Below are 22,403 nucleotides of genomic sequence, written 5' to 3' on the forward strand. Positions count from 1 at the left end.
CGGCCCTCTCGTGTCCGGGGCGAGGGAAATCCGGGCGCGCCGGGGCGCTTGTCACTGGTAAGCACGGCTCGTGGAGGAACCGAGCACCGACCCGATCCCGACCCCCCGTCTGCTGCTGAGCCCCCTCGACCGGGCCGGGGCCGGGCGTATCCTCACCGGCCGGCCCGGCCCGGCTGACCGCTGGGGGCCCGGGTATCCGGACGCCGGGGACCGGGCGGGCGCCGAGAGGTTCCTGCGGGTGTGGTCCGAACACGGCGATCCGGGGCCGTTCGGGGCCTACGAGATCCGGCTCCGCGCCGACGGACGGACCATCGGCGGGGCCGGCTTCCACGGGCCCGCGGACGCCCGCGGCCGGGTCACCGTCGGCTACGGCCTCATACCCGCCGCGCGGGGCATGGGCTACGCCGCGGAAGCCCTGCGCGGGCTGCTGGAGCACGCCCGGCGACACGGGGCGCGCGGCGTGGACGGTGACACCGACCTGACGAACACCGCCTCCCAGCGGGTCATGACCGCCGCGGGGATGCGGTGCGTGCGCCAGGACGGACGACTGCGGTACTACGCGGTGAGTTGGACAACGCGGTGAGCCGGACTATGCGGTGGGCCGGTCCCGGGCCCCTGCGAGGACCTGCGCGGTGGTGACGACGCGGGCGAAGCGGCCACCGTGGAGGTTGACGGCGGTGGCGATCGCGAGCTCGTCGGCGCTCAGGCGGGCGCCGTCCGGTCCCTCGAGGTCGAAGGTGTGCGTGGCGTCCAGGGGGACGAGGACGTCGTAGCCGAGGTTCCCCGCCATCCGGGCGGTGGTCTCCACGCACATGTTGGTCTGGATTCCGGCGAGGACCAGCTGTCCGATGCCCCGGGCGGTGAGCCATTCGGCCAGGTCGGGGGTGCCGTAGAAGGACGAGTTCACCGTCTTCGTGACGTGCAGCGCGGCCGCTTGGCGGCGCTCCTCGACGAAGTCCTTGAAAGCGTGGCCGGGCTGGTCGGGGGCGAGGACGGAGCCGGCCCGCGAGGCGTGCTGGACCAGCACCACCGGGCGCCCGGACCGCTGCCAGGCGTCCATCAGGGCGGCCGTGTTCGCCTCGGCGGCCGGGTTGTTGCGCGGCCCCCAGAAAGCCGCGTCGTCGAAGCCCTTCTGCACGTCGATGACCAGCAGGGCACTGTTCGGGGCGATCTCGATCTCGTTCGTCGTCATGGCTCCATCGTGTCCGCGCCCGCCCCGCCCCGACAGGGCCGGCGGCGCCCCGAACTGATGAGATCCTGCCAGACTGGCAGCCATCGCTTGGCGAGACTCTGCGACGATCGGGGCATGCAGCGCGTCGCGATCGTCATCCAGCCGGGCATCAGGGCCTTCGACTTCGCCGTTATCACCGAGGTCTGGGGCCCCGACCGCAGCCGCTCCGGGGTCCCGCCCTTCGAACTGCGCCGTTGCGCGTCGACGCCCGATCCGGTGGCCCTGCCCGGCGGGCTCACGCTCACCCCCGACCGGGGCCTCGACTGGCTCGCCGAGGCCGACCTGGTCGTCGTACCGGCACTCGCGGAGCCCGACGACCCGAGCCCCGGCCCGGTACTGGCCGCCCTGCGCGAGGCGCACGCCCGGGGCGTGCCGGTGGCCGCGCTGTGCGCCGGGGCGTTCGTCCTGGCCGAGGCGGGGCTGCTGGAGGGCCGCCGTGCGGTGACGCACTGGTGGCTGGCCCCCCGGCTGGCCGCCCGGTATCCCGGCACTCTGGTGGAGGAGGCACCGCTGTACGTGGAGGACGCGGGGATCTGGACCTCCGCCGGAGTGGCCTCCGGCATCGACCTCTGCCTCCAACTGGTACGCGAGGCCCACGGCGCGGAGGTCGCGGCCGCGGTCGCCCGCTCCATGGTGACGGGCCCCTTCCGCACCGGGGACCACGCCCAGTACCTCGACCGGCCCACCCCGGCCGCCGACCGTACCGCCGAGGCGCTGGCCGCCGTACGGGAACGAGCGCTGCGGCGGCTGCACGAACCGCTGGACGTGGCCACCCTGGCGGGCTGGGCGGGGATGTCGCCGCGCTCCTTCGCCCGGCACTTCGCCGCCGCGACGGGCACCACCCCGCACAAGTGGCTGCTCGGCCACCGCCTCGACGCGGCCCGTCGGCTGCTGGAACGCACGGACCATCCGGTCCCCGAGGTGGCCCGCCGGGCCGGGTTCGCGAGCGAGGTCACCTTCCGCCAGCACTTCACCGCCCACGTCGGCCAGAGCCCGCGCGCCTACCGTGCGGCGGCGGCCGCCATCCGAAATCATCGCGACAGTGTTAGAAATGGCTCATGACCGGACGTTCGGGTCGACCCAGGGGATCGCCGCCGGCGGGCCGCCCCTCGGGCCTGCTCGCGCGCTTCGCGCACTTCCCCGGGAGCGTCGCCGGTCAGGTGTTCCTCCTACAGGCCGTGATCGTGCTGGTGCTGATCACGGCGGCCACGCTGGCCCTGGTGTTCCAGGCCCGGTACGACAGTGAGCGCGACGCCCGCAACCGCTCGCTCGCGGCCGCCGAGGCCTTCGCCCACGCTCCCGGTCTGGCCGACGCGTTGCGCTCGCCCGACCCGTCGGCCGAGCTCCAGCCCTTGGCCGACGCCGCCCGACGCGCCTCCGGGATCGACTTCATCGCCGTGCTGAACAAGGACGGCATCCGCTATACCGACGCCCGGCCCGATCTCATCGGCAAGCGCGTGACCGGTGACCTCTCGCGCGCGCTCCACGGGCAGGCGTTCACCGAGGCGTTCAAGGGCGCCCCCAGCGACGCGGTGCGCGCGGTGGTTCCCGTACGGGACTCCTCGGGGGCCGTGGTGGGCCTCGTCTCCACCGGCATCGAGATCGCGAACGTCGGCGAGGTGGTCGGCAAGCAGTTGCCCCTGCTCCTCGGCTCGGCGGCGGGCGCCCTGCTGTTGGGCACCGGAGGCGCGGCCCTGGTCAGCCGCAGGCTGCGGCGTCAGACCCGGGGCTTGGGCGAAGCCGAGATGACCCGGATGAACGAGCACCACGAGGCGGTCCTGCACGCCGTGCGCGAGGGCGTGCTGATCATCGGCGCGGACCACCGGCTGGTGCTGGCCAACGACGAGGCGCGGAGGCTGCTGAACCTGCCGCCGGACGCCGAGCAGCGGCACGTCACCGACCTCGGCCTGGACTCCCGGACGGCGGACCTGCTCGTCTCCGGACGGACCGTCACGGACGAGGTCCACCTGTCGGGGGACCGCCTCCTCGCCGTCAACGTGCGGCCCACAAAGCCGTACCGGGGCATGCCCTCCGGCAGCGTCATGACGTTGCGCGACTCCACCGAGCTGGCCGCGCTCTCCGGCCGCGCCGAGGTGGCCCGCGGGCGGCTCCAGCTGCTGTACGACGCGGGGGTGCGGATCGGTACCACCCTGGACGTGGTGCGCACGGCCGAGGAACTGTCGGAGGTGGCCGTTCCGCGGTTCGCGGACTTCGTCACCGTCGAGTTGCTGGAACCGGTGCTGCACGGCGAGGAACCCTCGACGCTGTCGGGCGTGTACACCGAGATGCGCCGGGCGGCGATGAGCGGGGTCCGCTCGGACCAGCCGTTGCAGCCGGTCGGCGAGATCATCCGGTTCGTGGTGCCGACCGCCCCGATGGCCGCGGCCCTGGCCGCCGGGCGGGCGGTGCTGGCGGCGGATCTGAACACCGCCTTCGGCTGGCGGGCCCAGGACTCCGAGGGCACCCGGCTGGCGCTCGAGTACGGGCTGCACTCACTGATCTCGGTACCGTTGCAGGCGCGCGGCGTGGTGTTGGGCATGGCCAACTTCTGGCGGGCCGACACCCCGGACGCCTTCGACGAGGAGGACCTGTCCTTCGCCGAGGAGTTGGGGGCGCGCGCCGCCGTCTCGATCGACAACGCCCGCCGTTTCACCCGCGAGCACGCCACCGCTGTGACGCTTCAGCGCAGTCTGCTGCCCCGGGTGTTGCCGGAGCTGAGCGCGGTGGACGTCGCGTTCCGCTACCTGCCCGCGCAGGCGGGGGTGGGCGGCGACTGGTTCGACGTGATCCCGCTGCCGGGCGCCCGGGTGGCGCTGGTGGTCGGCGACGTGGTCGGGCACGGGGTGCACGCCGCGGCGACGATGGGCCGGCTGCGCACCGCCGTCCACAACTTCTCGACGCTGGACCTGCCGCCCGACGAGTTGTTGGGGCACCTGGACGAGCTGATCGACCGGATCGACCGGGACGAGACCGGCTCCGCCGAGGAGACCGTGGACGGGGTGGACGACCCGGCCGGCGTCACCGGCGCGACCTGCTTGTACGCCGTCTACGACCCGGTGTCCGGCCGCTGCTCGATGGCGAGCGCGGGACATCCCGGTCCCGCGCTCGTCCATCCTGACGGCCGGGTGGAGTTCCCCGAGTTGCCGACGGGGCTGCCGCTGGGGGTGGGTGGGATGCCCTTCGAGACGGCCGAGCTGCGGCTGCCGGAGGGCAGCCGGCTCGCACTGTTCACCGACGGGTTGCTGGAGGACCGCGACCGCGACTTCGACACCGGACTGGAGCTGCTCAAGGGCGCCCTGTCGGCCACCGGGCGCACTCCCGAGCAGGCCTGTGCCGACGTGCTGGGGGCGCTTTTGTTCCCCTCTCCCAGCGACGACATCGCCCTGCTGGTCGCCGACACCCGGCTGCTGGACGCGGACCGGATCGCGGAATGGGAGGTGCCGGACGACCCGGTGGCCGTCTCGCGTGTGCGCAACGCCGGTTCGGCGCAGCTCCAGTCCTGGGGTCTGGAGGAGATCGCGTTCACCGCGGAGCTGATCCTCAGCGAGCTCGTCACCAACGCCATCCGGTACGGCTCCGAGCCCATCCGGGTGCGGCTGCTGCGCGACCGAAGCCTGATCTGTGAGGTGTCCGACGGCAGCAGCACCTCCCCGCACCTGCGGTACGCGGCCTCCACGGACGAGGGCGGTCGCGGCCTGTTCCTGGTCGCGCAGTACGCCGAACGGTGGGGCACCCGCTACACCGAGCGGGGGAAGGTCATCTGGGCGGAGCTGCCGTTGACCGGCGGAAGCGCGGAGCCGCTGGCGGCGCTCACCCTGGACCTGGACGAGCTGGAGGGCCTCGCCTGGTGACGGGCGGGGCGGGCGGGACCGGCGACACGCGGCCGCGGGCCGGCGGCGTCGGTCGCCGTACGGACCGACCGCCGGCAGGGGCCCGGCGCCCTGGGCCCTACGAGGCCACCGTGCGGGCCAAAAGGACCGCCACGTCGTCCTGCGGCGCGCTCGGCAGGAGCCGCTCGAGGACCTCGTCGCACAGCTGCTCCAGCGGCATGCCCGGCCGACCCAGGGCCCGCGCCAGCCGCCCGAGTCCCTGGTCCAGGTCACGGTCCCGGGTCTCGATCAGCCCGTCGGTGTAGAGCGCCAGGAGGCCGCCGGGCGGCATCGGCACCTCCTCGGTCCGGAAGTCCGTGCCGCCCGCCCCGAGCGGGGTGCCGGGCGGTCCGTCCAGGAAGGTCACCGCGCCCGTGGCGCTGACCACGGCGGGCGGCGGATGGCCGGCGCGGGCGATCACGAAGCCGCCGGCCGCCGGGTCGTGCACGGCATAGACACAGGTCGCCATCTCGTCCTCGCCCAGGTCCGCCACCGCGGCGTCCAGCGAGCGCAGCATCCGCTCGGGCGGCACGTCGTGGCGTGCGAGGGTCCGTACGGCCGTACGGAGCTGGCCCATGACGGCCGCCGCGTGGATGCCGTGGCCCATCACGTCGCCGATGACCAGTCCGGTCCGGCCCCGGGGCAGCTGGATGACGTCGAACCAGTCGCCGCCGACGTCGTGCGCGCTGGCGGGCCGGTAACGGCCGGTCAGTTCGAGGCCGGTGACCTTCGGCAGGGCGCTGTTGGTGAGGCTGCGCTGGAGGGTGAGGGCCGCCCGCCGCTGGGAGGTGTACATGCGGGCGTTGTCGATGTTGAGAGCCGCTCGGGCCACCAGCTCGTCGACCAGTACGCAGTCCTGTTCGTCGAAGGGCTCGCGCTCGCGCAGCCGGGTCACGGTGACCGCGCCGAGGACGGTGCCGCGCGCGACGAGCGGAACCAGCCGCGCCGACCCGAGGCCGGCCAGGTACCGGCGCAGCGGTTCGGCGCGCGTGTCGGTGATCAGCGCCGGGACGTCGGTGGCGTACAGGTTCATGGGCCGTCCTTCGGCGATGACCCGTTCGTAGACGGTCCCGGCGGGGATCCGGAAGGTCTGGCCGGGTGCGAGGGCGGCCGTCGGCGCGGTCGGGTCGGGGAAGGTGACGGCGAGCCTGCGCAGCACCCCGCGGTTGGAGAACGCGGCGTCGTCGGGGCCGAGGACGGCTTCGAGGAGTTGTACGTCGGCGGAGTCGGCGAGTTGCGGCACCAGCAGGTCGACGGTCTCCCGGGCGGTCTGGCCGAGGTCCAGCGTCGTCCCGATGCGGGTGCCGGCCTCGGCGAGCAGCGCGAAGCGTCTGCGGGCCCGCTCGACCTCCTCCTGCGCCCGCTGGCCCTCGGTGATGTCGATGAGAGAGGCGATCACGCCGAGGGGGCGACCGCTCGGGTCGAGCAGCGGGGCGTAGGAGCAGGACCAGGTCCGGTCTCGGTGGGGGTCGGAGGGGGTGCGGCCGGTGCGGCGGACGTCGACCACGGGGGTGCCCTGCTCCAGCACCTGCCGCATCGTCGCCTCCAGCGCGGCCGCGTTGACGCCGGGGACCACCTCGGTGAGGCGTTTACCCAGGTGGGCGGCGGCGGATACGCCGTTCATCCGGGCCAGGGCGTCGTTGACGCGCAGGAAGCGCAGGTCGGTGCCGAGGGTGGCGAGACCGATCGGGGACTGGGTGAACAGGCTTTGGAGGGCCGCGAGGGAGTCCCGCATGTGGAGGACCTCGGAGGTCTCCACGGCGACGAGCATGGCGCCCGGACGGCCCCGCGGGTCCGCGGCGGGCACGATCCACATCTCCATCGTCACGCGGTGCCCGTCGCGGTGGCGTACCGGCAGGGTTCCGACGACCGTCTCGCCGGCCTGCACGCGGCGGGTCAGGTCGTCGGCGAGTTCGCGGTTGGCGTCGGGGACGAGGAGGTCGCTGCCGGGGCGGCCGAGGATGTCCTCGGGGCGGTGGCCGAGCAGGTCCCGGGCGGCCAGCGACCACTCCACGACGCGTCCGTCGGCGTCCTCGCGCCACAGGGCGATCGGCAGCAGCTCCCGCAGTACGCCCGCGTACCCGACGACGCCCGGCGGCTGATCGGGTACCTCGCTCGTCAACCGGTAAGTGTCCAATGCACCGACCTCACCCCGAGGGGGCCTGTTTCCCTTCCGGTTCACCCTAGCCGAGTGCCCGTCGGGGGGCGCTGCGGTCGCCGTGCGGTGGACGGCCCCGGTCGGGGCCGCCCACCGGGGCGGGTCAGAAGTCGACCTGGACCCGCGCGTCGGCGCGGCCCACGGACTCCAGCTCCCATGTCGTGCAGTAGAGGTCGCGGATGTACTCGATGTCGGCGTCACGGGCCCTGGCCTCGGTCACCGGGTAGAGCACCGTCAGCTCGTACGACTTCTCGCGGTTGATGTCACCCTCCTTGTCCCTCCATTGGCCGCGCCCTTCCTGGAGGGTCAGCCCGGCCGGGAAGCGGGGGGTGACGACGTCGGCGATGAACTTGTCGAACTGCTCCTCGGTGATGGGCGGCTTGCCGTCGTGCCGGCCGGTGCCGAAGTAGAGGGTCGTGGAGACGTACGGTCTGCCCCGTTCCGTGGCCGCGTCCTGGCTCACCGTCGAGGCGGCGGCGGGCGATCGGAAGCCGGCGTTCGACGCCGGGCTTCCCGAGCCGTAGAAGAGCACGGCCGCGGTGAGTACGGCGACGGCCGCGGGCATGGATATCCGAATGGGGCGCATGGGGTCCCTGTCTGTGATGGTCGTCTGTGGTGGTCGCGGGGGGGGTGGCTTTATGGGGTGCGCGCGGGCACCGGGGCCGGCAGGCGCTCCCGCAGGAACACCGCCGCGTCGCGCAGGCTCGCGGGGACACGGGGGGACCCGCGCAGGAGGCGGGCCGTCGCGTGGAGCGACTCGACCGTCCGGGCGGAGCCGATACGGGCGGCGCGGGGCGCGAGGTCGGCGATGAGGTCCTCCGCCTCGCTCCAGGCGCCGGCGCGGGCCTGCGCCGCGAGGAGTTCCGCGGCGAAGAGGTGGCGGTAGGAGGGGCCCGGGGCGGTGGCGGCCCGCTGTAGGAGGGGCAGGGCGCGGTCCCACCGGCGCAGCCGGGCCATGACCCACCCCTGGTGGCCGGTCAGCTCGGTCTGGTCGATCCACCACGCCCAGTGCGGGTCGCGGCGGGACACGCCGTCGAGGAAGCGGCTCTGCGCCCGGGCGATCAGCTCCAGGGGCTCGCGGTGGGCGCCGAGCAGGGCGGTGGCGTGGGCTTGGCGGATCAGGACGAGGCTGCCCACGCGGGCGGGTAACGGCCGCGACCCGGCGACGCGTGAGGCGGTCTCCAGGGCGGCGCGGGGGTGCCCGGTGTGGGTCTGGAGCATGCTGTGGTTCAGCCGCACCAGTCGGGCGGTCCAGCGGTCGCCGCAGAGTTCCGCGAGGGCGAGGGCGTGGGCGTTGGCCCGGTGGGCGTGGCGGTGCAGGCCCGCGTCGAAGAGGATCCAGCCGATGACCTCGGACAGCTCGGCCAGCGCCGCGATCCGGTCGCTGTCGTGGCCGCGCAGGCTCTCGGGCTCGGCGGAGAGTTCCGGGTATCGGCGTACGGCCTCGCGGGCGCGGGGGACGGCGGCCCGCGCGCCGTGCGTGGCGTCGAGGGTCACGAGCCGCTCCACGGTGCGGACCGCGTCCGCGGTGGACGTCGCCTTCCGCGTGGCGGATGCCTCGGCGGTCACCGGGTCACCGCCCACGCCTCCGGCCGGCGGCCGCTGCGGCCGAGGGCGGTGAAGGAGGAGGCGACCTCGGTGAGCCATTCCACCTCGTCGCGGAAGTCCTCGCAGGGCGGCCGCGCGGGGATCTCCGGGGACTCCGCCTCCTCGGCCCGCTCCTCCGGGGCACGGCTGAGGGCGGCGCACACCTGGAGGGCCTCGCCGAGGGGCGAGGTCGGGTCTTCGGGGAGACCGAGCGAGCGGGCGACGCGGGAGAAGTCCGCGAGCGAGAGCGAGGTGCGCAGGATCAGCTGCCCGTCGCGGATCTCGATCACGCGCCGGTAGAGGCTGTAGTGCAGGTCCCTGGGCGGCAGGAGGTCGCGCGCCCGGGAGCGGGGCGGGTCCAGCGCGATGTCCGGGGAAGCCCGGTGCAGGGCCGACCACAGGGGGCGCAGGCGGAGGTAGGCACGGTAGCTGCGGCCCCAGGCCCGGGCGCGGGTGAGGCGGATGCCCCAGGCGGGGATCGTCCATCCGGTGATCTGGAGCAGCGCGCCGATGCTGCCGCAGGCCCACTGGACCGGGTCGAGGCCCGCTCCGTCGAAGTGCAGCCGGGTGCCGGCGATCTGAATGCCCCGGGTGACGCAGTAGACCAGGATGAGCGTGGCGCCGACGGTGACGGTCCGCATGCCAGCGGCGAGCCACTGGCGGTTGGCGACCTTGGTGAAGCCCACCGACAGCCGTACCGTCTCGGCCTGACCCACGGCGCATATGAGCAGGTAGAAGGACATGTAGAGGGCGTATCCGCCGTGGTGGATGCTCAGCAGGATCGTCGATGTCGCCGTGTCGGAGTGTGCCACCGGGCCGACGACGAAGGAGGACGTCACGAGGACGCAGAGCGCGGCGCCGAAGAACAGGACGCGCCGGCGTGCCATCCGCCGGGCCTGCGCGGGGGGCGAGGACCAGTGGACGAGGACCACTTGCTGGGCGGCGGTGAGCACGACCACCGCCACCTGGGTGATCAGCGAGGTGATGTTGGGGACGCCGAAGAACCCGGAGATGTGCAGCCGCAGTTGGTCCAGGTCGACGAGGAAGCTGATGCCGGAGCACAGGAAGTAGACGCACAGCGCCCACAGCGCGATGTCGTGCTTGCGGCGCACCAGGTCCGGGAGCCGGTAGGCGAAGGCGGCGAGACCGACGAACGCGCAGATCCAGGCGAGGGCCGTGTAGACGGCCGTCACTGCGGTTCCGCCTTGCCGAGCCCCTGCTCGATGCGGGCGACGACGTCGGCGGCCTCGTCGGGGACGGCCCACGCCGGTTCGACCCAGCGCTTGGTGGCCCGGGCCAGGATGAGGGAGGCCATGGTCTCGGCCTCCTGCTCCTCGTCGTCGCTGTAGCGGGAGCGCATGAGTAACCCCCGTACGCCCGCGGGGTCGACGTTCGAGAGGAGCGGTCCGGATCCGGTGCGGTCCAGGGGCACGGACCCCCGGTGCTCGAAGGCGATGTGGGCCAGTTCGTGGGTGATGATGTGTTCTTTGTGGGCCGGTGAGGCCGATTTCTCGAACGCGACGACATCGAAGTCGTCCAATTTCAGCCACAGGCCCAGCAAATGGCGTTCCGGGAAGGAGGTCGGAATCAGGTGAATGGTGCGCCGGCGGCTCTCGCTGAGATAGCGGTGGAGTTCGTCGATTCCGCAGCCGTGCTCCATACCCCACTCCACCAACATCGCCTCACACGTACGACGGACATTCCTGAGCCGACGCCTGAGCCGTCTGTCCTCGGATGCCGGCGACCCTGAGCCCGGTATCTTCATCCCTCAGTCCTCCGGCGGAACTCGGCGGCTGCCCTCCCCTGCCCGTGCTTCAAGATCCCCGGGGCAGACGACGCGGTCATGATGTCACACGCCCAACTCGCCTTTGACCGTTGTGGGTTCTATCCGGCCAGGCGTCGTCGGTTTCCGCCGGAAGCGGGCGGGGACGCAGGCCGCGTCCGGGATATGCCACAGGGGAATTCCGCGAGGGTCACCGGCGACGGTGCAGCCTTCCGGCGCGGGCCGGGTCGGCGGGAGCGCCCTCGCGCAGGTGCAGGAAGTGCTCCGACTGCCATGCCTGCGTGCGGTCGGCTTGACGACTGGAGGTGGTCACCCAGGGCGGGTAGACGCGGAAGGCCCTTTCCCGCCGGAACCGTCCACCGATACGACACCGTGGCAAAGGAGTGTGTCGGTGGTGAAGACGAACTGTCCGAAGTGCTCACCGTCACGTGTGCTGATGACGAACAGGTCGACGTCATCCGTGGCGTCGAAGGGTCGGATGGGGCCGCCCGGGGACCTCTGCCACACGGTGACGAACTGCCCCGCCTTGGTGGGGGTCGTCCTGGCGGCCCGGAACCGGACGGACAGTCCGTCGAGGGTGTAGTGGTGGGCGGCGTACTCGGGGCTCTCCGCTTCTCGTACGGGCCGCGAGCAGACGAACCCGCAGGGGTCGTAGACGAGCGCCTTCGCCGCGAGGAGATCCCGGTGGGTCACCGCGGGGTCCCACCGCGCGGTCGGCTCGGCGGGACGCGGATCGCCCGGACGCGCAGGGTCGTTGGTCATCGGTCCCACCCTGTCACGCGCGACGCGCTTTCGCTCCGTCAGCCGAGGGCGGAGGCGAACACGGCGTGGGCGGCGGCGTCGAAGAGGACGAAGCGGACCTCCTCCACGGAGGTCGGCGTCGCGCGCGCCGTCTCCACCGCGATCCGGGCGCCGTCGTCCATCGGCCAGCCGTAGACCCCCGTCGAGATGGCCGGGAAGGCGACCGTACGGGCGCCGAGTTCGTCGGCGACGCGCAGCGATTCCCGGTAGCAGGAGGCGAGCAGCGCCGAGCGGTCCTCGTCGCGCGAGTACACGGGGCCCACGGTGTGGATGACGTGGGCGGCCGGCAGCCGGCCCGCCGTGGTGGCGACGGCCCTGCCGGTCGGCAGGCCCTTGCCGTAGTCGGAGCGGCGCAGCCGCTCGCAGGCGGCGAGGATCTCGGGTCCGCCGCGCCGGTGGATCGCGCCGTCCACTCCCCCGCCACCGAGCAGCGAGGAGTTGGCGGCGTTGACCACGGCGTCCACGTGCTCCTCGGTGATGTCTCCTTGGACGAGGGTGATGCGGGGCGACATCACAGCGCCTTTCGCAGGTGGCGCCAGACGGCCTTGGCCGCGTTGTGACCGGACATGCCGTGCACTCCCGGGCCCGGCGGGGTCGCCGAGGAGCACAGGAACACCGCCGGGTGGGCCGTGGTGTACGGGGACAGGGTGATCTTCGGGCGGAGCAGGAGCTGGAGTCCGGAGGCGGCGCCGCAGGCGATGTCCCCGCCGACGTAGTTGGGGTTGCGGGCGGCGAGTTGCGGGGGGCCGGCGGTGGCGCGGGCCAGGACCAGGTCGCGGAAGCCCGGGGCGAAGCGCTCCACCCTGCGCTCCATGGCCTCGGTGAGGTCGCCCTCCCACCCCGCCGGTACGTGCCCGTACGCCCAGAAGACGTGCTTGCCCTCGGGCGCCCGGCCGGGGTCGACGAGGCTGGGCTGGGCCGTGATGAGGAAGGGGTTACGGGGGGCACGGCCGCCGGAGGCCAGTTGCAGGGCGGCGTCGATGTCGCTGGTGCGCGGACCGATCTGGACGGTGCCGGCCCGGCGGGCCTCCTCGGAGGTCCAGGGCACCGGGCCGTCCAGCGCGTAATCGATCTTGAAGACGGAGGCTCCGTAGCGGTAGCCGTCGTAGGCCCGGCCCAGGCGCGCGATCCGCGCCAGCGCCGTCGGCGAGGTGTCGAAGACGTACGCGCGGGCCGGCGGCAGCTCGTCCAGCCGCTTGACCTCGAAGTCCGTGTGCACGGCGCCCCCGAGGTCGCGCAGGTAGGCGGCGAGGGCGTCGGAGATGGACTGCGAGCCGCCGCGCGGCATCGGCCAGCCGTTGGCGTGCGCGGCCAGGGCGAAGACCAGACCCACCGCGCCGGTGCCGATCCCGTTCAGCGGTGCGATGACATGGGCCACGAGACCGGCGAACAGGGCGCGGGCCCGGTCGTCGCGGAAGCGGCGCAGCAGCCAGGTGGCGGGCGGCAGCCCGGAAAGCCCGAAGCGGGCCAGGGTGACGGGGTCCCTGGGCAGCGCGGTCGAGGGCAGGGACATGAAGTCCCTGGACAGGGTGTCCCATCTGCCGAGGAACGGCTCCACCAGGCGGCGGTAGGCGCCCGCGTCACGCGGCCCGAAGGACGCCGCCGTCTGGGCGACCGAGCGGGCCAGCACCGCGGCCGTGCCGTCGTCGAACGGGTGGGCCATGGGCAGCGGGGCGTGCAGCCACTCCAGCCCGTACCGTCCCAGCGGCATCGTCGCGAACACCGGCGAACCGGCGCCCAGCGGGTGCACCGCGGAACAGGGGTCGTGCCGGAAGCCGGGGAGGGTGAGCTCCTCCGTACGGGCCCCGCCGCCGACGGTCCCGGCTGCTTCGAAGACGGCCACGGACAGGCCGCGCCGGGCCAGTTCGACGGCGGCGGTCAGCCCGTTGGGGCCGGCCCCCACGATGACCGCATCGAGAATGGAGGGCACCTTACGACTCCTTCGTCCGGCGGCGGCACCGCGTGTGGGGCGGCGGTGCGTCCAGGCGGCACTGTATTGAAGACATGGCGTGTCCGGCCGGTCATTCGCCGCGCAGCAGCTCGCGGATCCGGACCGATGTCGCCTCGTCGCGGCCCACGGCGAACGGCAGCGCGTTGTCCCGGTCCACCCGAAAGGGCACCCCCGCGACGGTACTCTGCGCGCCGCCCGCCTCGGCGACGAGCAGCAGCCCGGCCGCGTGGTCCCACGCCGATGGCCAGGTGAAGGCCAGGCCGTCCATCTCGCCGCGGGCCACCTTGAGGTACTCCAGGCCGGCCGACCCGCAGGGGCGGGCCGCGAGCCCGGGTACGTCGAGCCGGGCCAGGGCGCGCTTGTCCTCGTCGGAGGTGTACAGCGGGTGGGCCATCGCGATCCGCAACTCGGCGCCGGGCTCCGGGGAACCGCTCTGGACGCGCTCACCGTTGACGTACGCCCCCTCCCCCCGTACGGCGGTCGCCAGCTCGTCCAGCGCCGGGGCGTAGGTCCAGGAGGCGAGGATCTCACCTCGGTGGGCCAGCGCGACCAGGGTGCAGAAGGCGGGGTCGCCGCCCACGAACTGCCGGGTGCCGTCGACGGGGTCCACGATCCACACGGGCGCGTCGGCGCGCAGCGCCGCGTACACCGTCGGGTCGGCGTGCACGGCCTCCTCGCCGACGACGGCGGAGCCGGGCAGCAGGCGGGTCAACGAGGCCGTCAGGTGCTCCTCGGCTTTGCGGTCGGCGACGGTGACCAGGTCGTGCGGGCCGGTCTTCTCGTCGACCTCGTGCTCCGCGAGCTGCCGGAATCGCGGCATGATCTCGACCGCGGCCGCCTTGCGCACGGCCTCCTCGACGGCGGACAGGTCAAGGGCCCGAAATTCTGTGATCATGCCTCCATCACACCACGCCCGCCTGACAAACCCCACCCGCTGCCCCGGCGGACCGGAGCACTCCCGGTGGACGGCAGGTGTCCGTGCCGGCCGCGCTCAGCCGAGGTGCTGCCAGAGGAAGGTGTGGGCGAGGGCGTGGTTGAAGGCGGCCTGCGCGTTGTCGGTGGCGCCGCCGTGGCCGCCGCCGGTGTTCTCGTAGAAGAGGACCCGGTGGCCGAGTTCGCGCAGGCGGGCGGCCGTCTTGCGGGCATGGGCGGGGTGGACGCGGTCGTCGCGGGTGGAGGTCATCAGGAGCAGCGGCGGATACGGGCGGCCGGCGGCCAGTCGGTGGTAGGGGGAGATCGCCCGCAGGTGCGGGCGGTCGGCCTCGTCGTCGGGGTCGCCGTATTCGCCGGTCCAGGAGGCGCCCGCCGGCAGCTTGTGGAAGCGGAGCATGTCCAGCAGGGGGACCTTGGCGACGATCGCGCCGAACAGCTTCGGGTAGCGGGTGAGCATGGCTCCCATGAGGAGGCCGCCGTTGCTGGCGCCGACGGCCCCGAGCCGCTCGGGGGCGGTGATGCCGCGGTCGACCAGGTCGCGGGCGACTGCGGCGAAGTCCTCGAACGCGCGGGGCCGGCCCGCGCCGAGGGCGGCGCGGTGCCAGGCCGGTCCGTACTCGGCGCCGCCGCGGATGTTGGCCACCGCGTAGGTGCCGCCGCGGGCCAGCCAGGCCCGGCCGGTGACCGGGTCGTAGGAGGGCGTCTGGAGGTCCCGGAAGCCCCCGTAGCCGTACAGCAGCACCGGGCGGGGCCCGGACCCGGTGTCCTGCGCGGTGTCCTGCGCGGTGTCGTGCGCGTTGTCGGGCCCGACGACGAAGTACGGCACCCGGGTGCCGTCCGCCGAGGTCGCGAAGTACTGCCGCGCGGCCATCCCGGTCGCGTCGAAGTGGGCCGGGGCCTGCTTGAGGATCTCGGTGGGGCCCCCGATCTCGCCCCGGTAGAGGGTGGAGGGTTGCAGGAAGGAGTCGACGTCGAGGAAGTACTCGTCGCTGACCTCGGGGTCCGTGTCGGTGATGCCGGCCGAGGACAAGGGCGCCACGTCGGCCAACGGCCGCCGCGCCCACTGCCCGCCGGGGCCGGGGCCGGGGGTGAGGATCTCGATCCGGGTCGCCACGTCGACCAGGGTTTCCAGGACGAGGTGGTGGCGGGTCCAGCTGTGCCCGGCCAACGCGGTGCGCCCGTCCGGGGCGAACAGCACGGAGGCGGTGCGGTCGCCGGCGAGGAACGCCTCGAAGTCGAAGGCGAGGAGGGAGCCGGCCGGGTGCCCCAGCCACGGTGACTCGGGGGTGACGACGAGCCACTGCTTCCAGGCGTACTTGCCCGCGTCGTCCGGTACGTCGACGCGTCGCGGCGTGCCGTCCTCCGCCAGCAGGAACAGTTCGTCGTGCCAGAAGTCCCGGGTCCTGGAGAGGAAGTCCCGCTCGAAGCCCGGCGTCGGGTCCCGCCACCCCGCGGCGGCGACGTCGCCCGACGCGACCTCGAAGACCACCTCGGCGTCGGCCAGGGCGGTGCCGCGCTGCCACCGGCGTACGGTGCGCGGGTAGCCGGCGTCGGTGAGGGAGCCCGGGCCGGTGTCGGTGCCGACGTAGACGTGGTCGGCGTCGATCCAGCCGATTCTGGTCTTCGCCTCCCCCACCGCGAAGCCGCCCGGGACGAACGCCCGCGTCCCCAGGTCGAATTCACGGACCACGACCGCGTCCGACCCCTCCCGCGACAGGCTCACCAGCGCCCGCCCCCAGTCCGGGTGGCGCACCCGCGCCCCGGCCCACACCCACTCGACGCCCTCGCCGGCGCCGAGGGCGTCGACATCCAGGAGCAGCTCCCATTCGGGTGTGTCCTTGCGGTACTGCTCCAGCGTCGTACGCCGCCACACCCCCTTGGGGTGCGCCGCGTCCTGCCAGAAGTCGTAGAGGAAGGCGCCCCGGCGAACGGTGTAGGGGATTCGGTCGGAAGCGTCGAGGACCTCCCGCACCTCCCGCCGCAGCGCGTCGAAGCCGGGGCCGCGGGCCAGCGCGTCGAGCGTCTGCGCGTTGCGCTCCGCCACCCAGCCGAGCGCGTCCGCGCCCTCGACTTCCTCAAGCCACAGGTACGAGTCGTCATCCGTCACGTCGAGCGATTGTCCTCGCTCCCCGCCCCGCCCCCACACCCCCACGCCCGCCCCGAGGCCCCGGTTAGGGTTCGGGTTCGCGGTTCGGCGGGCGGACGCTCAGTGGGCGTCGTCACCCGGGACCGGGACCGGCGGGGGGCCCGACAGGACGTCGCTGTGCGGGGAGCGGTGCTTGGCGGGCCCCGGGGCGGCCGGGCCGGGCGCGGTCACCGGGTCCGGGTAGAGCAGGGCGTGGCACCGGCGGGCCTCGGCGTCCGCGTCGGCCCGGGACACCAGGACGTGCTCGGCCCGGCCGTCCGCGCGCACCGAGGTGATGAGGCGCAGGTCGTCGTGGCGCCGCGCGGCGAGGAGGTGGTGCGCCGCGCCCCGGACCCGCTCCGGGCACCACCGGGTAGGTGCCGCTCGCCGAGTCGAACTCCGTGCCGCGCAGGCCCTCCGCCGGCAGCCCCCGCGCCGCCGCCCGCCGCTCCCGTCCGGACCGGAGGCGCCAGACCTCGCTGCTGTTGTGCGCGACGACCGCGGCCGTCCACGGGAAGGGACGGCAGTGCAACCGCACGGCCCGCCATAGGACCTTTGTCACTGGGAAATTCGCCTTTGTCCGACGGGCCCGGGTTCCCTGACGGGACTTCACGCAGGCCGGCGGCGGGAGGTCGGGCCGGGTTCCCCGGGATCGGGCCCGACCTGCGAGGCTACGGACGACGGATGACCGACCGCCCACCGCCACCACCGAGAGCAGGCACGACATGCGCTGGACGTTCACGGCGAGCGGACGATTCTCGACACCCCCTGGGTGCGGCTGCGCTCCCTCGACGTGGAGCGGCCGGACGGCGCCCGTGTCGCCTACGACGTCGTGCGGCTGCGGGACCTGGCCGTGACGGCGGCCGTGGACGACCGGCGACGGGTCCTGATGATGTGGCGTCACCGCTTCGTCACGGACACCTGGGCCTGGGAGCTGCCCATGGGGCTGGTGGAGGACGGCGAAACCCCCGAGGCCGCCGCCGCCCGGGAGCTGGAGGAGGAGACCGGGTGGCGGCCGGAGTCGCTGCGGGAGCTGCTCTACGCGGAACCCGCGGCCGGGATCACCGACTCCCGGCACTTCGTGTTCCGCGCCGACGGGGTGCGGCGCGTGGGCGAGCCCACCGAACGCAACGAGTCGGACCGACTGGAGTGGGTCCCCCTCTCCGACGTCCCGGGCATGATCTCCCGGCGGGAGATCGTCAGCAACGCGACGCTGGTCGGCGTGATGGCGTTGCTCCTGGCCCCGGACGCCTGAACCCCGACGACGCTCCGGGGGCCGCCGTCAACCACCCAGCACCGGGATGACCTCCCGGCCGTACGTGTCGATCACGTCCTCCCGTGCGTCGTGCATGGCGTAGACGGCGAACTGGTCGACGCCGAGGGCGCGCAGGGCGCGGAGCTTCTCGATGTGGGCTTCGACCGGGCCGAGCAGGCAGAAGCGGTCGACGATCTCGTCGGGGACGAAGTCGGTGGACGGGTTCCCGGCGCGGCCGTGGTGGCTGTAGTCGTAGCCGCCCCGGGCCTTGACGTACTCGGTGAGGGCGTCCGGGACCATCGAGGAGTGCTCGCCGTACCGGGAGACGAGGTCGGCGACGTGGTTGCCGACCATACCGCCGAACCAGCGGCACTGGTCGCGGGCGTGGGCCAGGTCGTCGCCGACGTACGCGGGCGCCGCCACGCAGATGGTGATCGCGTCCGGGTCGCGGCCCGCCCGGGCGGCGGCCTCCCGGACCGCCTTGATCATCCACTCGGTGAGGTAGGGGTCCGCGAGTTGGAGGATGAAGCCGTCGGCCTTCTCCCCGGCCAGGGCGAGGGCCTTGGGGCCGTAGGCCGCCATCCAGACGGGGAGCTTCCCTTCGCGGATCCAGGGGATGCGGATCGGGTTGCCGTCCACGTCGGCCTCGCGGCCCTCCGCGAGGTCGCGGATCACCTCGATTGCCTGCCCCAGCCGGGCCAGCGTGTTGGGCTTGCGTCCCGCGACCCGCATCGCCGAGTCGCCGCGGCCGATCCCGCAGACCGTGCGGTTGCCGTACATGTCGTTGAGGGTGGCGAAGGTGGAGGCGGTCACCTCCCAGGTGCGGGTGCCCGGGTTGGTGACCATCGGCCCGACGTGGAGCTTCTGCGTGTTGGCGAGGATCTGGCTGTAGATGACGAACGGCTCCTGCCACAGCACTGCGGAGTCGAAGGTCCAGCCGTAGCGGAAGCCGCCCCGCTCGGCGCGTTTCATCAGGCTGATGACCTGGGAGGCGGGCGGATCTGTTTGCAGGACGAGACCGAAGTCCATCACGGCTCCTTACAGGTACTGGCAGGTCGAGCGGGGGACGAAGGCCCCGTGACCGGCCCGGCCGGTGTACTCCCGCCGGTCGATGACGAGTTCCCCGCGCGAGAGCACCGTGTCGACGCGCCCGGTGATCCGCTTGCCCTCGTACGCCGAGTAGTCCACGTTCATGTGGTGCGTCTCGGCGGAGATGACCTGCTCGGCCTGCGGATCGTAGAGGACGATGTCGGCGTCGGAGCCCGGCGCGATGGTGCCCTTCTTGGGGTAGAGGCCGAACATCCGGGCCGGGGTCGCGCAGGCGATCTCGATCCAGCGCCGGCGGGTGATGTGCCCGTCGAGGACGGCCTGGTGGAGGAGGTCCATACGGTTCTCCACCCCGGGCAGGCCGTTGGGGATCTTCGAGAAGTCGCCGCGGCCGAGCTCCTTCTGGCCGCGGAAGCAGAAGGGGCAGTGGTCGGTGGAGACCACCTGGAGGTCGTTGGTGCGCAGGCCCCGCCACAGCGCGGCCTGGTGCTCGCGGGGCCTCAGGGGTGTGGAGCAGACGTACTTGGCGCCCTGGAAGTCGGGCTCCGCGAGGTTGTCGGTGGACAGGAACAGGTACTGCGGGCAGGTCTCCCCGAACACGGGGAGCCCCTTGTCGCGGGCGGCGGCCAGCTCGGCGACCGCCTCCTGCGCCGAGACGTGGACGACGTACAGCGGGGAGCCGGCCACCCGGGCGAGTTGGATGGCGCGGTGGGTGGCCTCGGCTTCGAGGAGCACCTTGCGGACCTCGCCGTGGTGGCGGGGGTCCGTCTCGCCGCGCGCCAGGGCCTGTTCGACGAGGACGTCGATCGCGATGCCGTTCTCGGCGTGCATCATGATCAGTCCGCCGTTGCCCGACGCCCGCTGCATCGCGCGCAGGATCTGCCCGTCGTCGCTGTAGAAGACCCCCGGGTAGGCCATGAACAGCTTGAAGGACGTGACGCCTTCGCCGACGAGGTGGTCCATCTCCTTGAGGGTGCCCTCGTTGACGTCGGAGAGGATCATGTGGAAGGCGTAGTCGATCGCGCACCGACCGTCGGCCTTGTCGTACCAGGTGTCGAGCCCGGCGCGCAGGGAGCGGCCCACGCTCTGCACGGCGAAGTCGACGATGGTGGTGGTGCCGCCCCAGGCGGCCGCCCTGGTGCCCGTCTCGAAGGTGTCCGAGGCGGCGGTGCCGCCGAAGGGAAGCTCCATGTGGGTGTGGGCGTCGACGCCGCCGGGGATGACGTACTTCCCGCTCGCGTCGATCGTGCGGTCCGCCGTCCAGCCGTCGGCGACCTGCGAACCGTGGGCCGCGAGGGCGACGACCCGGCCGTTCTCGATCAGGATGTCGGCGTGCAGTTCGTCGGCGGCCGTGACGACGAGTCCGCCGCTGATCAGGGTGCGGGTGCTCATGTACGTTTCCCTCGCTGCTAGTTCAGGCTCCGCAGGGCCTGTTCGAGGATCTCGGCGCCCTCTTCCGCCTCCGCGACGGTGAGGGAGAGCGGCGGCGCGATGCGCAGCACGCTGGTGTTGTGGCCGCCGCCCTTGCCGAGCAGCAGGCCTCCGGCGCGGGCGGCCTCCAGTACGGCGGCGGCCGCTTCGGGGTCGGCCGTGTCGGTGCCCGGCTTCGTCAGCTCCAGGGCGGCCATCAGGCCCCGGCCGCGTACCTCCCGTACCGCGGGCACGGCGGCGGCGACGGCCCGGAGCCGCTCCAGGAGCAGACCGCCGACGCGGCGGGCGTTGCCCTGGAGGTCGTGCTCCAGCAGGTACCCGAGGTTCGCGACGCCGGCCGCCATGGTGACCGGGGAGCCGCCGAAGGTGGAGATCGAGTTCGAGTCGAGGCAGTTCATCACCTCGGAGCGGGCCACGACGCCGCCGATGGACATGCCGTTGCCGATGCCCTTGGCGAAGGTGAGGATGTCCGGCGGGCCGTTCTGGGCGTGGGCCTGCCAGCCCCAGAAGTGTTCGCCGGTGCGGCCCCAGCCGGTCTGCACCTCGTCGCTGATCCAGAGGATGCCGTGCCGGTCCAGGACCTCGCGGAACTCGCCGTAGAGGCCGTCGGGCGGGGAGGTGAACCCGCCGACTCCCTGGATGGGTTCGGCGATCAGGGCGGCCACCCCACCGCGGGCCTGGCCCAGTACGTCTTCCAGGTCGGCGACGGCCGCCTCGGTGAACGCGGCGTCGCCGAGGTGGGCGAAGGGACCGCGGGTGCGGACCGCGCCGTGGACGTAGTACGTCTGGAGTGGCGAAAGGCTGGTCGGGGACCAGCCGCGGTTGCCGGTGATGGAGACGGTGGAGAACGAGCGCCCGTGGTAGCTGTTGCGCATCGCCAGGATCTGGTTGGAGCGGCGGTACGTCGTCGCGAGCAGCAGGGCGGTGTCGTTGGCCTCGGTGCCGGAGGTGGTGAAGAAGACCCGGGCGTCGGGGATGCCGGAGAGGGCGGCGACCCGCTCGGCCAACTCGACCATGGGTCGGTTCAGGTACAGGGTGGAGGAGTGGATGATCCGCCCGGCCTGTTCGGTGACGGCCTTGGTGACCTCGGGCAGGGCGTGGGCGGTCATCGTGGTGAGGATGCCGCCGAAGAAGTCGAGGTAGCGGTTGCCGTCGGCGTCCCAGACGTGGCGGCCCTCGCCGTGGGTGAGTTCGATGGGGCGCTCGTAGTAGAGCGTGAGCCAGTCCGGGAGGACGGCGTGGTGGCGGCTGTGCAGGGGGATCGGGTTGCTCACGGCTGTACGAGTCCTCCGTAGGCGTCGGGGCGGCGGTCGCGGTAGAAGGCCCACTGGTCGCGGACTTCCTTGATCAGGTCGAAGTCGAGGTCGCGGACGAGGAGTTCCTCCTCCTTGTCGCTCGCCGCCTCTCCGACGAACTGGCCGCGGGGATCGACGAAGTAGCTGGAGCCGTAGAAGTCGTTGTCGCCGTACTCCTCCTGGCCGATGCGGTTGATGGCCGCGATGAAGTACTCGTTCGCGACGGCCGCGGCGGGCTGTTCCAACTGCCAGAGGTAGGCGGACAGGCCGCGGTGGGTGGCGGACGGGTTGTACACCAACTGAGCTCCGGCAAGACCGAGTTGGCGCCAGCCTTCAGGGAAGTGCCGGTCGTAGCAGATGTAGACGCCGACGCGGCCGACCGCGGTGTCGAAGACGGGCCAGCCGAGGTTGCCCGGCCGGAAGTAGTACTTCTCCCAGAAGCCCTTGACCTGCGGGATGTGGTGTTTGCGGTACTTCCCGAGGTAACTGCCGTCGGCGTCGATGACGGCGGCGGTGTTGTAGTAGAAGCCCTCGGACTCCAGCTCGAAGACCGGGACCACGATCACCATGCCGGTCTCGCGGGCCAGGTCCCGCATCCTGCGGACGGTGGGGCCGTCGGGGACGGGCTCGGCCCAGCGGTAGTGCTCGGGGTCCTGTACCTGGCAGAAGTACGGGGCGTTGAAGACTTCCTGGAAGCCGATGATCTTCGCGCCCTGGGCGGCGGCCCGCCGGGCGTGCTCCTCGTGCTTGGCGATCATAGATTCGGTGTCTCCGGTCCAGGTGGCCTGGACCAGAGCGGCGCGGACGACTTGGGCCATGAGCTGCCTCCTCGCGACGGGACGCCGACTTCTACGCCCGTAGACGGTGTCCGTAGGGAGTAGAACGTAGGCCTCGCCACAGCGTGGGGCAAGAGCGCCGTGCGCTGTTGGAGTAGTCG

The 22,403-nt window shown here is 72.9% G+C and carries 19 protein-coding genes and 1 pseudogene; 4 read left to right on the top strand and 16 right to left on the bottom strand.

What is annotated here, in order from left to right; genetic code table 11:
* The first annotated feature begins 70 nt into the window (after positions 1 to 70).
* The gene (locus ACV7NM_RS06770; RefSeq protein ID WP_463409410.1) at positions 71 to 583 is read left to right on the top strand and encodes a GNAT family N-acetyltransferase; all 513 of its coding nucleotides are present in this window, start codon (positions 71 to 73) and stop codon (positions 581 to 583) included.
* A gap of 6 nt (positions 584 to 589) precedes the next feature.
* Here the strand turns inward: ACV7NM_RS06770 and ACV7NM_RS06775 are convergent, their stop codons facing one another.
* Entirely contained in the window at positions 590 to 1,192 is a 603-nt protein-coding gene (locus tag ACV7NM_RS06775; RefSeq protein WP_463409411.1) for a cysteine hydrolase family protein, read from the bottom strand.
* A gap of 114 nt (positions 1,193 to 1,306) precedes the next feature.
* On the opposite strand from ACV7NM_RS06775, the gene ACV7NM_RS06780 reads away from it, so the two are divergent.
* On the top strand, positions 1,307 to 2,293 hold the full coding sequence (locus ACV7NM_RS06780) for a GlxA family transcriptional regulator (RefSeq protein WP_463409412.1): 987 nt from the start codon (positions 1,307 to 1,309) through the stop codon (positions 2,291 to 2,293).
* A complete protein-coding gene (locus ACV7NM_RS06785) occupies positions 2,290 to 5,082 on the top strand; it encodes a SpoIIE family protein phosphatase (RefSeq protein ID WP_463409413.1) in 2,793 nt (930 codons plus the stop codon). Before ACV7NM_RS06780 ends, ACV7NM_RS06785 begins: the two co-directional genes overlap by 4 nt.
* Before the next feature lie 97 nt (positions 5,083 to 5,179).
* On the opposite strand, the gene ACV7NM_RS06790 is transcribed toward ACV7NM_RS06785, so the two are convergent.
* From ACV7NM_RS06790 to ACV7NM_RS06840, 11 genes and pseudogenes are all read right to left on the bottom strand, one after another.
* A complete protein-coding gene (locus ACV7NM_RS06790) occupies positions 5,180 to 7,237 on the bottom strand; it encodes a SpoIIE family protein phosphatase (RefSeq protein WP_463409414.1) in 2,058 nt (685 codons plus the stop codon).
* Positions 7,238 to 7,361: 124 nt separating this feature from the next.
* Positions 7,362 to 7,844, bottom strand: a complete 483-nt coding sequence (locus tag ACV7NM_RS06795) for a DUF3574 domain-containing protein (protein ID WP_463409415.1) — start codon at positions 7,842 to 7,844, stop codon at positions 7,362 to 7,364.
* A gap of 50 nt (positions 7,845 to 7,894) precedes the next feature.
* Positions 7,895 to 8,827 carry a DNA-binding protein gene (locus tag ACV7NM_RS06800; protein WP_463409416.1) on the bottom strand — a complete coding sequence of 311 codons (933 nt, stop codon included), beginning with the start codon at positions 8,825 to 8,827 and terminating at the stop codon, positions 7,895 to 7,897.
* A complete protein-coding gene (locus ACV7NM_RS06805; RefSeq protein WP_463409417.1) occupies positions 8,824 to 10,038 on the bottom strand; it encodes an MAB_1171c family putative transporter in 1,215 nt (404 codons plus the stop codon). The genes ACV7NM_RS06800 and ACV7NM_RS06805 overlap by 4 nt, the downstream gene beginning before the upstream one ends.
* The gene (locus tag ACV7NM_RS06810; RefSeq protein WP_463409418.1) at positions 10,035 to 10,523 is read right to left on the bottom strand and encodes a toxin; all 489 of its coding nucleotides are present in this window, start codon (positions 10,521 to 10,523) and stop codon (positions 10,035 to 10,037) included. Before ACV7NM_RS06810 ends, ACV7NM_RS06805 begins: the two co-directional genes overlap by 4 nt.
* A 295-nt stretch (positions 10,524 to 10,818) precedes the next feature.
* Positions 10,819 to 11,390: pseudogene (locus tag ACV7NM_RS06815) on the bottom strand (MepB family protein).
* Positions 11,391 to 11,428: 38 nt separating this feature from the next.
* On the bottom strand, positions 11,429 to 11,941 hold the full coding sequence (locus ACV7NM_RS06820; RefSeq protein ID WP_463409419.1) for an O-acetyl-ADP-ribose deacetylase: 513 nt from the start codon (positions 11,939 to 11,941) through the stop codon (positions 11,429 to 11,431).
* The gene (locus tag ACV7NM_RS06825; RefSeq protein WP_463409420.1) at positions 11,941 to 13,359 is read right to left on the bottom strand and encodes a phytoene desaturase family protein; all 1,419 of its coding nucleotides are present in this window, start codon (positions 13,357 to 13,359) and stop codon (positions 11,941 to 11,943) included. Before ACV7NM_RS06825 ends, ACV7NM_RS06820 begins: the two co-directional genes overlap by 1 nt.
* A gap of 91 nt (positions 13,360 to 13,450) precedes the next feature.
* The gene (locus tag ACV7NM_RS06830) at positions 13,451 to 14,275 is read right to left on the bottom strand and encodes an inositol monophosphatase family protein (RefSeq protein ID WP_463409421.1); all 825 of its coding nucleotides are present in this window, start codon (positions 14,273 to 14,275) and stop codon (positions 13,451 to 13,453) included.
* A gap of 96 nt (positions 14,276 to 14,371) precedes the next feature.
* A complete protein-coding gene (locus ACV7NM_RS06835) occupies positions 14,372 to 16,420 on the bottom strand; it encodes a prolyl oligopeptidase family serine peptidase (protein WP_463409422.1) in 2,049 nt (682 codons plus the stop codon).
* Between the two features lie 99 nt (positions 16,421 to 16,519).
* On the bottom strand, positions 16,520 to 16,726 hold the full coding sequence (locus ACV7NM_RS06840) for a hypothetical protein (RefSeq protein WP_463409423.1): 207 nt from the start codon (positions 16,724 to 16,726) through the stop codon (positions 16,520 to 16,522).
* 484 nt (positions 16,727 to 17,210) lie between these two features.
* Between ACV7NM_RS06840 and ACV7NM_RS06845 the strand changes: the two genes are divergently transcribed.
* Positions 17,211 to 17,693, top strand: a complete 483-nt coding sequence (locus tag ACV7NM_RS06845) for an NUDIX domain-containing protein (protein WP_463409424.1) — start codon at positions 17,211 to 17,213, stop codon at positions 17,691 to 17,693.
* Between the two features lie 27 nt (positions 17,694 to 17,720).
* Here ACV7NM_RS06845 and ACV7NM_RS06850 read toward each other — a convergent pair whose 3' ends face one another.
* The 4 genes from ACV7NM_RS06850 to ACV7NM_RS06865 are packed head-to-tail and all read right to left on the bottom strand — an operon-like array spanning position 17,721 to position 22,284.
* Positions 17,721 to 18,722, bottom strand: a complete 1,002-nt coding sequence (locus tag ACV7NM_RS06850; protein ID WP_463409425.1) for a TIGR03842 family LLM class F420-dependent oxidoreductase — start codon at positions 18,720 to 18,722, stop codon at positions 17,721 to 17,723.
* Between the two features lie 9 nt (positions 18,723 to 18,731).
* Complete coding sequence (hydA, locus tag ACV7NM_RS06855; protein ID WP_463409426.1) at positions 18,732 to 20,132, bottom strand: dihydropyrimidinase; 1,401 nt, start codon at positions 20,130 to 20,132, stop codon at positions 18,732 to 18,734.
* A gap of 17 nt (positions 20,133 to 20,149) precedes the next feature.
* A complete protein-coding gene (locus tag ACV7NM_RS06860; RefSeq protein WP_463409427.1) occupies positions 20,150 to 21,445 on the bottom strand; it encodes an aspartate aminotransferase family protein in 1,296 nt (431 codons plus the stop codon).
* Entirely contained in the window at positions 21,442 to 22,284 is an 843-nt protein-coding gene (locus ACV7NM_RS06865; RefSeq protein ID WP_463409428.1) for a nitrilase-related carbon-nitrogen hydrolase, read from the bottom strand. Before ACV7NM_RS06865 ends, ACV7NM_RS06860 begins: the two co-directional genes overlap by 4 nt.
* Between the last annotated feature and the right edge of the window lie 119 nt (positions 22,285 to 22,403).

Source organism: Streptomyces sp. Tek67B01 (assembly GCF_055231995.1).